Source organism: uncultured Caldilinea sp., from assembly GCF_937128415.1.
Classification (GTDB): domain Bacteria; phylum Chloroflexota; class Anaerolineae; order Caldilineales; family Caldilineaceae; genus Caldilinea.
Genome location: NZ_CAKZMJ010000068.1, coordinates 172370 through 184940, shown reverse-complemented (window position 1 = coordinate 184940; position 12571 = coordinate 172370). Strand labels below are relative to the sequence as shown.

Annotated in this window: 9 protein-coding genes; 1 reads left to right on the top strand and 8 read right to left on the bottom strand. The window is 62.3% G+C overall.

Annotated features, from left to right (window positions below; translation table 11 throughout):
• Positions 1-6: 6 nt before the first annotated feature.
• From Q0367_RS13005 to Q0367_RS12970, 8 genes are all read right to left on the bottom strand, one after another.
• Positions 7-1191 (bottom strand): efflux RND transporter periplasmic adaptor subunit, encoded by a 1185-nt coding sequence (locus Q0367_RS13005; RefSeq protein WP_297631835.1) that lies wholly within the window; start codon positions 1189-1191, stop codon positions 7-9.
• A 216-nt stretch (positions 1192-1407) separates the two neighbouring features.
• Positions 1408-2001: a 3-isopropylmalate dehydratase small subunit gene (leuD, locus tag Q0367_RS13000; RefSeq protein WP_297631832.1), complete on the bottom strand. Its 594-nt coding sequence runs from the start codon at positions 1999-2001 to the stop codon at positions 1408-1410.
• Between the two features lie 16 nt (positions 2002-2017).
• Complete coding sequence (gene leuC / locus Q0367_RS12995) at positions 2018-3421, bottom strand: 3-isopropylmalate dehydratase large subunit (RefSeq protein WP_297631830.1); 1404 nt, start codon at positions 3419-3421, stop codon at positions 2018-2020.
• 18 nt (positions 3422-3439) lie between these two features.
• Entirely contained in the window at positions 3440-3895 is a 456-nt protein-coding gene (locus Q0367_RS12990; protein WP_298982705.1) for a DUF6516 family protein, read from the bottom strand.
• The gene (locus Q0367_RS12985; RefSeq protein ID WP_298982703.1) at positions 3892-4164 is read right to left on the bottom strand and encodes a hypothetical protein; all 273 of its coding nucleotides are present in this window, start codon (positions 4162-4164) and stop codon (positions 3892-3894) included. Before Q0367_RS12985 ends, Q0367_RS12990 begins: the two co-directional genes overlap by 4 nt.
• 142 nt (positions 4165-4306) lie before the next feature.
• Positions 4307-8962: a glutamate synthase large subunit gene (gltB, locus tag Q0367_RS12980; RefSeq protein ID WP_298982701.1), complete on the bottom strand. Its 4656-nt coding sequence runs from the start codon at positions 8960-8962 to the stop codon at positions 4307-4309.
• Positions 8963-9214: 252 nt separating this feature from the next.
• On the bottom strand, positions 9215-9748 hold the full coding sequence (locus Q0367_RS12975) for a DinB family protein (RefSeq protein WP_298982699.1): 534 nt from the start codon (positions 9746-9748) through the stop codon (positions 9215-9217).
• Positions 9749-9759: 11 nt separating this feature from the next.
• Positions 9760-10350: a cyclodeaminase/cyclohydrolase family protein gene (locus Q0367_RS12970; protein WP_298982696.1), complete on the bottom strand. Its 591-nt coding sequence runs from the start codon at positions 10348-10350 to the stop codon at positions 9760-9762.
• Between the two features lie 285 nt (positions 10351-10635).
• Here Q0367_RS12970 and Q0367_RS12965 point away from each other — a divergent pair, with 285 nt between their 5' ends.
• Positions 10636-12549, top strand: a complete 1914-nt coding sequence (locus Q0367_RS12965) for an ATP-binding protein (protein ID WP_298982694.1) — start codon at positions 10636-10638, stop codon at positions 12547-12549.
• Positions 12550-12571 lie beyond the last annotated feature (22 nt).

The following is a 12571-nucleotide window of genomic DNA, read 5'->3' as shown; positions in this document are numbered from 1 at the left end:
TGCAATTTACGGACCAACGACGATTTGGCCTTCTTCCAGACCTTCGACAATCTCGACGCGATCCTGCGCCTCTACGCCGATGCGCACATCGACGCGGCGCTGCACGTCGCCGTCCTGCACCACGGCGAAAAGCCGCCCGCTGAAGTTGCGGATCGCCTGGGGCGGGAGCCAGAGGACGTTCTCCGCCCGCTCCACCTCCGCCGTGACGCGCACAAGATCTCCCAGCGCGTAGCCTCCCACATCTTGAGATTCCTCGATGGTGATGCGCGTGCTTTTATCCTTCTCCTCAATGGTTTGCCCGCTGCCCCCGCTGCCATAGGGATAAGGAAGCCGTCGGATCACGCCGTGCAGGGTTTGTCCTGGCCGTGAGGAGAGCACGAAGGTGACAGGCATCCCCTCGGCCAGAAATTGAAGCTGATTGCTCAGCAGGTCGGCGCTGATCTCCAGCACACTGGCGTCCGCCACGGAAGCGACCGGCGCGTATCCGTTCACAGCCATGCCGGGCGTCAAAGAGATGGAAAGGAGGATGCCGTCGAAGGGAGCGATGATCTGCGCCTCGGCGATCTCCTGTTTCAGCTTTTCCACTGCATAGCGGGCGCGCTGCACGTCGTTTTCCAGCAATGGGCTGACGCCTGCGCTCAGGCGCTCTACTTCAATTTGAGCCAGCTCGACGTCCTTTTCCAGCGCCGCCACCTGCGCTCTGGGGATGGTGCGGTCGCGCTCCGCCCCCTGCAGCAAGATTTGCGCTCGCTCCAGCCGCGCCTGCGCCTCGCGGCGGTCCAGCTCCAGATTGCGCAAGGCTTCTTCCAGCGTCACCTGGGCGCGCTCCAGCTCCAGCTCGGCCGCCGTCAGTTCCCGCTCGAGCGCCTCGATTTCATATTCTGCAATGACGTCGCCGGCCTTCACGAAATCGTTGCGCTTGAAGAAGACGGAGCGGATGCGTCCGTCTTTGCGAAAGAAAAGCGCCTCTTCTCGCATCGGCGAGATGCGCCCAGAGAAGGTCATGGTCTTGATCACGTCGCCGCGCTGCACGCGATAGGTGGGCTTGAGGGCAATGGCAGCCGTTGGGATCGGGGTGGGCGTAGGTTCGGCTGCGCTCTGCTCGGTGCGCGTCGTCGGCATCAAGGCGCAGCCGGCAAGGAGCATGGCGGCGACAAACAAAGAAAGCGTCTTTTCTTGCAACACCTTCACGCTTCGTCCTTTCAGGGTGGAAACGTCAACACACGCAGTCCGAAATCGACGATAAACAGGGAGCGCGTCTAAACCGCAGGCGCTGAAAGAAAATTATAGCTGAAGAGGGTCGTAATCTTACAAATTAAAAGGAAAGAGAATTTGAAGGAAATGAATTCGCTCTGAAAGCTGCGAGCCTGACAAGAGGGTGCAGGCTCGCAGCGAGGAGTTGCTCGGTTACGTCCAGCGGGGCCGCGCTTCGTAGGCGGCGATGGCTTCTTCCTTGGAGAGCAGATAGCCCAGATCGTCGACGCCCTCGAGCAGGCAGAGCTTGCGGAACGGATCGATGGCGAAGCTGTGCTGTTGGCCGTCGGGCAATGTGACCGTCTGGCTGCGCAGGTCGATGTGGAGCAGCGTCTCCGGCTCTTCCTCCACCAGGTCCCAGAGCAGGTTGACCACCTCTTCGGGCAGCACGATCGGCAGCAGCCCGTTCTTCAGGCTGTTGTTGTAGAAGATGTCGGCGAAGCCCGGCGAGATGACGCAGCGGAAGCCGTAGTCCGTGAGCGCCCAGACGGCGTGCTCGCGGCTCGACCCGCTGCCGAAGTTGCGTCCGGCGATCAGAATCTGCGCGCCCTGATACTCGGGCTTGTTGAGGACGAAGTCCGGCTTCGGCGTGCCGTCGGGATTGTATCGAATCCAGGAGAACAGCCCCTTGCCCATCCCCTCCTTGGTGACCGCGGTCAGGTATTGGGCCGGGATGATCTGGTCGGTGTCCACATTTTCCATGCGCAGCGGCGCAGCCGTCGATGTCAAGGTCGTAAAGGGTTGCATATGATGAATTCCTCAATCAGTTCAGCATTTCGCGCACGTCCACCACGCGGCCTTTCACCGCCGCCGCCGCCGCCATGATCGGACTCATGAGCAGGCTGCGCGCGCCTGGGCCCTGGCGTCCCTGGAAGTTGCGGTTGCTGGTGCTGGCGACATATTTGCCGGCGCCGGCTTTGTCTTCATTCATGGCCAGACACATGCTGCAGCCGGCTCCGCGCCATTCAAAGCCCGCCTCGATGAAGATGCGATCGAGGCCTTCCGCCTCCGCCTGCGCCTTGACGCTCTTGGAGCCGGGCACGACGATGCCCCAGACGTGATCGGCGATCTTCTTGCCCTTGACGATGGCGGCGGCCTCGCGCAGGTCTTCGATGCGGCTGTTGGTGCAGGAGCCGATGAAGACGATGTCCACCGGCTGGCCTTCCATCGGCTGGCCGGGCTTCAGCCCCATGTACTCCAGCGCGCTGATCAGGCTGCGGCGTTCGGCCGGGTCTTCCAGCTCCTCCGGGTAGGGGATGCGGCCGGTGATCGGCACGCCCTGGCCAGGGTTGGTGCCGTAGGTGACCATCGGTTGCAGCTCGCTGGCGTCCAGCTTCAGCTCGCGGTCGAAGACGGCGTCCTCATCGGTGGCCAGCGTCCTCCAGTAGGCCACGGCGCGCTCCCATTCCTCGCCTTTGGGGGCGTAGGGACGGCCTTTGATGTACTCGAAGGTCGTCTCGTCCGGCGCGATCATGCCGGCGCGTGCGCCGCCTTCGATGCTCATGTTGCAGATGGTCATGCGGTTGGCCATGCTCAGCTTGCGGATGGCGCTGCCGCGATACTCGAAGACGTAGCCTGCGCCGCCGCCGGCGCCGTTCTTGGCGATGATCGCCAGAATGATGTCTTTCGCCGTGACGCCCTTGCCCAGCTCGCCGTCGACGGTGATCGCCATGGTCTTGGGCTTTTTCTGGAGCAGGCACTGCGTGGCGAGCACATGGCCCACCTCGCTGGTGCCGATGCCGAAGGCGAGCGCGCCGAAGGCGCCATGCGTGCTCGTGTGGCTGTCGCCGCACACGATCGTCATCCCCGGCTGCGTGACGCCCATCTCCGGCCCGACCACGTGGACGATGCCCTGCACCGGGCCGTCGATGTCCCACAGGGTGATGCCGAAGTCCTTGCAGTTCTGGCGCAGGGTGCGCACCTGCGTGGCGGCGTCGGAGGGCCACAGCTCGATGTCCACGCTGCGGGTTGGGATGGCGTGATCCATGGTGGCGAAGGTCTTGTCGGGGCGGCGCACCTTCAGCCCGCGCTCGCGCAGCATGGCGAACGCCTGCGGCGAGGTGACCTCGTGGATCAGATGTGCATCGATGTACAATACAGCGGGCGCTCCTTCATCCTGTGCAACGACGTGAGCGTCCCAAACTTTTTCAAAGAGCGTCTTTCCCATTCGGCTTCTCCACTGCCTTCAGATTTCTAAGTTACTCTTATTATCCTGAAATCGAATCAATGCTTCAACTTCTTTAATGACCACAGGTAGATTGGGTCTTACAAAGCTCATTTCTGGCGCTGGAATTCGATTGTGTTTTATATCCGGCGGCACATGTTTATGATGAGGATGCGTGCTTTGCAATGTCGGTTCGTGTGGATGAGGTTGTGAGTCATACCAAAAAAGTTTTTCGCCATGACGCCACACTTCATATCCATACCAGTCGATCTGAGCTGGCAATCTGTCATAAACGATTCGCTCGCGCACTACAATCCGGTACCCATCCGCAAAATGTAACTCGCCTGCAACTCGCGCTAAAGTGGCGCCTTGTCGAACAAAGGTAAGTGTAGATCGCGCGATAGACTGGAAAGACTCGGCAATCGAGTAAATGAAAAATTCATAGTCAGCATCGGAGCGCAGCGGATTGTCTATCATGCGGGGGCTACGTGTATAAGTCCATGCAAACTATTGTGCGACTGTTGCTTTCGTTGGATCTCATTTCGGTACTCGGCTTGGCGACGTAGCCAGAGCTTATACACGCTGGCCCATTCACCAAAGTCTAACACCCAGGCATCATCCTCTGGCTCTTCGCCAGCCACGTAGGCTGCGTACATGGTTTCTGAACGCACGCCGTATTTTCTCTCGAATTCTAGCAGTTGTTGTTCCAGTGCATGTATGTCAGCGATCAGACTCTGCAGATCCATAGAGCCTCCTTATTTTTCTCTTTCAACAGCATCGTTCAACAGCATCGTTGTGAACCGAATGCTATGTCGGCGTTTCGTCCATCCAACCTGCAAGAATGCTTCTTCTTTACGTCTGGTCTCGTCATCTTGAACTCGGTCGCCTTCACGCCTTCACCGTCTCTTCTTCTTCCTCGCTCTCCGCAGAACCTTCGGTCGCCGCCTCGATCTGCACGACGTTGTCCTTGGGCATGATGTGCCAGAAGAAGAGGCGCTGCGCCTCCCAGTCGTTGAGCAGCATCTGCGCCAGCGGCGAGCCGGTCTTCTCCCAGTGCTCGACGATCAGCGACTTGAGATATTTCTCATAGGCGTCTCCCTGCAAGCGGGAGATGTTGATCAACTCTTTATTATACCGCCGCTCGAAGGTTTCGTTCACGTCGTAGACGAACGCCTGGCCTCCGGTCATGCCTGCGCCGAAGTTGCGCCCCGTCTCGCCGAGGACGACCACGCAGCCGCCGGTCATGTATTCGCAGCAGTGTTCGCCTGCGCCTTCGACCACGGCGATGGCGCCGCTGTTGCGCACCGCAAAGCGTTCGCCCGCAATGCCGGCGGCGAAGAGTCTGCCGCCGGTGGCGCCGTAGAGCGCCGTGTTGCCGAGGATGACGTTCTGATGCGGCGTGAAGCGCGCCTCCTCTGAAGGGCGAATCACGATTTCACCGCCGCCCAGGCCCTTGCCGACATAGTCGTTGGCTGCGCCGCGCAGGTGAAGCGACAGCCCGCGAATGGCGAAGGCGCCGAAGCTCTGCCCGGCCGTGCCCTCGAAATCGATGCGAATCTGTCCGTCCGGCAGGCCGGCGTCGCCGTAGCGCAGCGCAAGCTGGCCGGAGAGCGCCGCGCCGACCGTGCGGTCGGTGTTGCGGATCTTATGCGCCAGATGGATCGGCGCATCGGGGTTGGCCTGCAGGCTGGCAAGCACCTGCTCCATGATGCGGTCGCTCAGCGTCGGGTCCGGCGGGGCGACTTCATTGCGCGGCAGGACGTTGCGCCGCGCCGTGCCGACGTCCGGCACATAGAGCAGCGGCGACAGGTCCAGGAAGCCCGCCTCGCGACCGTGCACGACCTGCACCAGATATTCAGGGTGGCCCACCACCTCATCCAGGCTGCGGAAGCCGAGGTCGGCCAGAATCTGGCGCACATCCTCGGCGATGGCGGTCATAAAGTTCATCACCATCTCGGGCGTGCCGGTGAACTTCTTGCGCAGCTCCGGGTCCTGCGTGGCGACGCCGACCGGACAGGTGTTTTTGTGACAGACGCGCGCCATGATGCAGCCTTCGGCGATCATGGCGCTGGTGCCGAAGCTCACCTCGTCCGCGCCGAGCATGGCCGCCATCACCACGTCGCGCCCGGTGGCGAGGCCGCCGTCGGTGCGCAGGGTGACGCGCGTGCGCAGGCCGTTGGCGAGCAGCACCTGGTGCGTCTCCGCCAGGCCGATCTCCCAAGGCAGCCCGGCGTTCTTGATGCTGCTGAGCGGGCTGGCGCCGGTGCCGCCTGATGCGCCGGAGATGTGAATCACGTCGGCCAGACCTTTGGCCACGCCTGCGGCGATGGTGCCGACGCCCATTTCCGCCACCAGCTTGACGCTGATCTTGGCGTTGGGATTGATCGCTTTTAGGTCCCAAATGAGCTGCGCCAGGTCTTCGATCGAATAGATGTCATGGTGCGGCGGCGGGCTGATCAGCGCCACGCCCGGCGTGCTGTGGCGCAGGACGGCGATCTCCACCGTCACCTTGTGGCCGGGAAGCTGGCCACCTTCGCCCGGCTTGGAGCCTTGCGCCATTTTGATCTGCAGCTCATCGGCGCTCATGAGGTATTCGGGCGTGACGCCGAAGCGACCGGACGCCACCTGCTTGATGCGGCTGGCGCGCTCGGTGAAATAACGCTCCTTGGCTTCGCCGCCTTCGCCGCTGTTGCTCATGCCGCCCAAGCGGTTCATGGCGATGGCGAGCGTCTCGTGCGCCTCGGCGCTGAGCGCGCCGTGGCTCATGGCGGCGGTGGAGAAGCGGCGCAAGATGCGCTCGACCGGTTCAACCTGTGTGACCGGAATCGACGGCCGAATGCGGCGGAAGTCGAGCAGATGCCGCGGAGCCAGCTTCATGCTGTTGATCAGGTCGGCGTATCGGCGATAGTTGGCGGGAATGTCCTCCGGCTTTTTGGGCCGGGCGACCTGGGTGAGCGCATGCACGACCTGCGGGCTCCACTCGTGCAGCTCGCCTCCGCGGCGCGCTTTGTACAGGCCCCATGTCACCAACTTGACCGCCTGGCTGAGGTCGCTGTTGGGATAGCCGTACTGATGCCAGGCGAGCACATCCTCCGCCACGCTGGCGAAGCCGATGCCGCCCAGGAGACTTGGCGTGTCGACGAAGGCCACATCCAGCAGTTCCTGACCGATGCCGATCGCCTCGAAAATCTGGGCGCCGCAGTAGGCGTCGATGGTGCTGATGCCCATCTTGCTCATCACTTTGAGCAGCCCTTTGTCGATGGCCTTGATGAAGTTCTTGCGCGCCTGTTCGACCGTCAGATTGCCGGTCTTGCGGCCTTCATGCACCAATTCCTCGATCGTCTCATAGGCCAGGTAGGGATAGACGGCGTTGGCGCCGTAGCCGATCAGACAGGCGAAGTGATGCACCTCGCGCGGCTCGCCGCTGACGCTGACCAGGCTGGCGCGCATGCGCAGCCCCTGGCGAATCAGATGATGATGCACTGCGCCGATGGCCAGGAGCGATGGAATCGGCAGCGTATGCACGTCGGCTTTCTCGTCGCTGATGAAAAGGATGCGAGCGCCGTTGCGCACCGCCTCTTCGGCGTCGCGGCAGAGCTTTTCGACCGCAGCGCGCAGGGCGGCGCCTGCTTGCTCCGGCGTCACCTCTTCGCCGGAAGGCGCCTGCCAGACTGCATCCACCGTGGCGGTGGCGAACTCCGGCATGGTTTGCATGCGCAGCGCCGCCATCTGCTCCGGCGAGAGGATCGGCGACGAGAGTGCGATCAGGCGCACGGCTTCGGGCGTCTCCGAAAGCAGGTTGGCGCGCTTGCCGAGCAACATGCGCAGGCTCATGACCAACTCTTCGCGCAGTGGGTCGATCGGCGGGTTGGTGACTTCGGCGAAGCGCTGTTTGAAGTAGTGGAAGAGCGGTCGCGGCAGCTTGCTCATCGCCGCCGGCGGCGTGTCGTCGCCCATGGCGCCGACCGGCTCCTGCCCGGTGGTGATCATCGGCCGCAGGATGACGATCATCTCTTCCGAGGTGTAGCCAAAGCTGGCCTGGCGATTCGAGAGCGGCGCCCGCTGTGCATGCGACGCTTGCCCGTCTTGCCCGGCGAGAGCGTGGCCGTTTACGCCTGCAAGCTGCCCATTGCCTTCGACAACCTCTTTGACCTTCTTGGTCAGGTCGTCCAGATGCACCAGATTCTCTTTGATCCAGCGGTCATAGGGCCGCCGCGCGGCGAATTTCTGGGTGATCTCTTCATCGTCCATGATCACCCCGCGCGCGGTGTCCACGCAGAAGATTTGACCGGGGCCGATGCGACCTTTGCGGATCACGCGGCTTTCATCGTAGGCCACGGAGCCGACTTCGCTGGCGCTGATGACGATGCCGTTGTCGAGGATGACGTAGCGCGCCGGTCGCAGCCCGTTGCGGTCCATCGCCGTGCCGACGATGCGGCCATCGGTGTAGGTGAGCGCCGCCGGACCGTCCCATGGCTCCATGAGCGCGCTGTGATATTCGTAAAAGGCCCGCCGCTCCGGCGTGACCTCGCCCTCAGGCAGCCGCTCCCAGGCTTCGGGAACCATCATCATGATGGCGTGGCGAATGTCGCGGCCGCTGCGCACGAGCAGCTCGAGCACGTTGTCGAACTTGCCGCTGTCGCTGCTGTCCTTGGCGATGATCGGACGCAGTTGTTCGGCCGGTTTCTCCCAGTAAGGGCTTTCCAGGTCAGCCTCTCTGGCGCGCATCCAGTTTTCGTTGCCCTGCAGCGTGTTGATTTCGCCGTTGTGACAGACGAGGCGGAACGGCTGCGCCCTCTCCCAGGTGGGGAAGGTGTTTGTGCTGTAGCGCTGATGGAAAACAGCGATGGCCGTCTTGTATTCAGGATCGCTCAGGTCCGGGTAAAAGTGGGCCAGCTCATTGGCCAGCACCAGCCCCTTGTAGACGATCGTGCGACTGCTGAAGCTGGCGATATAGAGGCGTTGGATGCCGCGCTCCTTCGCCGCGTTGATGATGCGTTTGCGGGCGATGTACAACAGACGCTCAAATGCATCGCCGGCCTCACAGGCTTCGTCGGTGCGACGCACCAGCACCTGCCCCAGCCAGGGGCGGCTGTACAGCGCGCGCTGGCCCAGTGCAGACTCGATCACGGGCACGGAGCGGAACGCAAGCACTTCCAGCTTCATCTCCCTGAGCACTTCCTGGATCAGATCGCGCGCCCTCGCCCGGTCTTCGCCGTTGCCCTTGTTGAGGAAGAGCTGACCCACCGCCAGGTCGCCCTGCGGAGGCGGCTCCATGCCGATGCGCCGCAGCTCGCGGGCAAAGAACTCGTACGGCAGTTGGGTCAAGACGCCGGCGCCGTCGCCCGTCTTGCGGTCGTCGGCGACGGCCCCGCGGTGGGCGTGATTGCACAGCGCCTCCAGCGCCATTTCCAGGATGCGGTGGCTGCGTTTGCCCTCGACGTGGGCCACAAAGCCGATGCCGCAGGCGTCATGCTCGAAGCGCGGATGATAGAGGCCCTGAGGGGCCGGAAGAGACCATTGAGATTGTGTGTTCGGGTGCATAGTCGTTCCTCTCATCGTCGACAATTCGCTTGCGTTCTTGCTAATTGTTTCGTGTGCATCGGCGCTCATGCATCGATGGCGCCTCTTGACGCAATTTCTGGTTCAGGAGTGGGCGTCCTGTCCCAAAATCTGTCGTCGGCGACGAGAAACCTTCTGCTTTGAAGGATAGAGTGCGGAACATGTTGAACAGAACATTCACCGCGTTGAGCCAATAACTATAGCACTGAAGGTGTTGCAGCGCAAAATGGGCCATTATTGTAGAGAGGAATCGTTTTCGGGAGGCGCCGCCTTCAGCGCCCACAGCTGCCTCGTCAGCTCGGCGTGGCCGATATGCCTGCTCATGTGCTCGAAGGCGTGCTGGATGTCGTAACGGGCGGTCAGAACGCGTCCCGGCTCGAGCGGGTGGGGGCGGCTCGCCTCCAGGTCTTGCGGAGAGAGACCGTCGAGAAATTGATGAACATAGAGCTGCATGCGTCGGGCGCGGGCAAGCAAATAGGCGGGGTCATGGTTCGCCGGGCCGAACTCCTCGCCGCCTTCGTCGCCGTCCACGGCGCTCCAGTCCAGGCGTCCCATCATCCACTCGGCGCGGCGCAGCAGGTAGTAGGTTGAGGAGATGGCGTGAGCGATCAGCCAGCCCAGGCTGCCTGCAGGGCCGCGCCAGGGGCTATGCTCGAAAGGCTTCCAGAGCAGCGCCTCGGCCGGCAAGTCCTCGAGCAGCAGCTCGATGTCATTCACCATCGCGTCAAACATGCGGCGGTAGGTGGCGAGTTCTGATGTCGGCGTCATAGGCTTCTCGGTTACAAGGTGCGAATTCGGGGCCTCGGCTGAAGCGCTTCAAGTGCATCCTTCAATCGAGCGATGTGCGGTTCATACCCCGTCAACAGTTCGGGCAGCGGCCAGATGCGCAGGTTGCTGTCAAGGAGTTGGAAGGCGGCGCGTGCGACGCCGGCCATCAGCGTCAGGGCGAACTCCAAATCGTCGCGGCTGCGCTCGCAGACGTGCGCCCGAAAACTTTGCATTGCCTGCGCCGCTTCGACGGCAAGGTCGGCCATGGCGCGCGGTCCTTCGCATAGCAATGCGTAGCCTGTCAGCGGCTCCCCGCGCTCCTCCAACGCCACGAACTCTAGAATCGCCTCGGCGTCGGCGTCGGCCAGACGCAGAAACTCCTGGCGGATGCGTTTCATCGTCTGTTGCATGGATTCGGCTGCAGCGTCCTGGGCGTCTGTCGGTTGTTGGCTGCGCGTGGCGTTGGCCGTCGCCTGGGCGAGCGCTGCGGCCAGCGCGCCGCTGAGGCCGATGGCGCCGCCCGCCTGGCAATGGTCGTGCTCGCCGATGCGTTCGACGGCTTGAAAAACCGGACTGACGGAAAGCTGGGTTTGAGAAAGCATGCCTGTTCTCGCTGTTCTGAAAGTTTGTGCAGATAGTATAGAGCAGGGCCGGATCGGCGTCAATCCAAGGAGGCGGCGACGGATTCGGAAACGGATTCAGAGGGAGCGGAGGACGTGCATCGCCCGATTCCTCGGCGAACCTTGCAATAAGCTTACATAAAAAGTGATTGACTTGCCGGACATTTCGTTTTACACTACAAAAAACTGCCCTTTCTGATCGAATGTGGATGGCGTACACCCGACGCGCCTGAAGCGGTTGCCCGTGGAATCGGGTGAGGAGCATGCATGCCCCTTTCGACGCAGTGGCCTCACCATCCGAGCAAGTTGAGCGAACTCATTGACCATGAGACGCTGGCCGTTATTGTCTCCGGCGCCTGCGCCCGGTTGGGGCGCGCGCTCACCGTGCTCGACTACGACAAAGACAGCGGCGCCATTGCGCGCATCGATCCCCTGGACACTCGACAGAATTTCGAGCCATTTTGCCGTTTGCTGCGCACTGAGACGCGCGTGCGCGGCGGCAATGCTGCCTGTGAACGCTGCGACGCACAGCGCGCCCAACAGGTGGTCAAGCAGATCGGCGGCCACCGGTGCGGTAAGGTGGAAGCGTATTCATGCCACATGGGGTTGACCGACTTTTCGCAGGTGTTATGCGTGGACGATGCGCCGGTCGGGGTGCTGTTGGCGGGTCAATTTGCAGCGGCTGAACAAAAGGACGTAGTGCGGCGAAGGGTGCGTCGGATTGCGGCGGGCGAACATCGGGACATTGCATTGCTCGATCCAGCCGTTGGCGAGGAGCTGCTCCATCGGGCGTCGCAGATCAAGGCGCCTGAGGTGGATTTCGCCGAGCGCTTTCGTCGCGAGGTTGAGAACCTTCAGGCGATTGCGACGGCGCACTATCGTCAGCAGAAGACGGAATACGAGGCGTGCTTTTTGGATCGGCTTCGCAGCGCGCGGCGTTTTTCGACGGCCGTCACGTTGCAGCCGATCCGCAGCAGCGCCAGGCAATTGCTGCAAATTGTGCAAGAACATTGCGGCGCGCGCTATCTGCTGTTGTTTTGCAACGTCGGCGAGAAAGACACCGTGCTCACGCCGCTGGCGCAGGTTGGTCTTGCCGGTGAGCAGGACGGAAATCTTCCCGGCCTGCCTCACTTCAACTGGACCAAAGCCGGGCTGCCAAGACATGAAAGCGAAGAAGGATGCTGGCGTCTCGCAGCCGGCGCTCCGGAGCTGACTCGCGGGGTGCGCGGGGACAACGCAAGCGCGCTGCGCGATGCGGCGTGCGCCGTTGCGCTGCTCCTGGGCGACGCTTTCCGCATGGTGATGCTCTTCGGCCCCTTTGAACGCCCGGTGAATCCCGAACGAGAGCAAGGATTTTTGTTCGAGGTGAGCCGCATCATCGGCTGGAGCGTCTTTGTGCAGTTGCAGTCCCTGCGGCTGTATGAGGAGCGCGAGCGCCTGATCGCTACGACGCAACTTCTCCAACATCGCTTCAAGACGGCCCTGACGCCCATCGCGACCCACATCGGTCGCGCCAAGATGCAACTGACCAATCGTCAGTACGACGCGTCTTTGCGCCCGATCATCGAGCAGATGAAGGCGGCGCATGAACTCAGCCTGCAGCTGGGGCGCACCGTGCGCGACACCGTGCGTTCGGCGGTGGTGATGATCGAACGGGATGACCTGAAGTTCGACCTCTATCCTCTCTCGGTGCTGGTCGCCAACTGCGCCGAAGGCTTCGTTCCTCGCGCCGAGGAGCGTTCCCGTGAGCTGATTGTTGATCCCAGCGTCGAGCTGCTCCCCTACGCGGAGGTGGACATCGCCCGGCTGACGATCGCCATCAGCAATTTGCTCGACAACGCCGTGAAGTATTCGTTCCCGACCACGCGCATCCAGGTCAAGGCGCTGCTGGACACTGCAGAACAGCGTCACGCCGCCATCGTCGTGCAGGACCTGGGCGATCCGATTCCACCGGACAAGATGGAGGCGATCTTCGAGCGTGGGCGTCGCGCGTTGGTCGAGGCCAAGATGGGCAAGATTCCCGGCACGGGCTACGGCCTGTGGGAGGCGCGCGCCATCATCGAGGCGCACGGGGGAACCCTTGTCGCTCGCTCGGTTGAAACCGGCGTCTACATGCGCCAGGGCCGCGCCTATCGGGTCAGTTTTCTGGTGAGGATTCCGCTGCGGCAGGAGCGAGAGTGAAAGCGAGGGGAGAGGCGTTTGC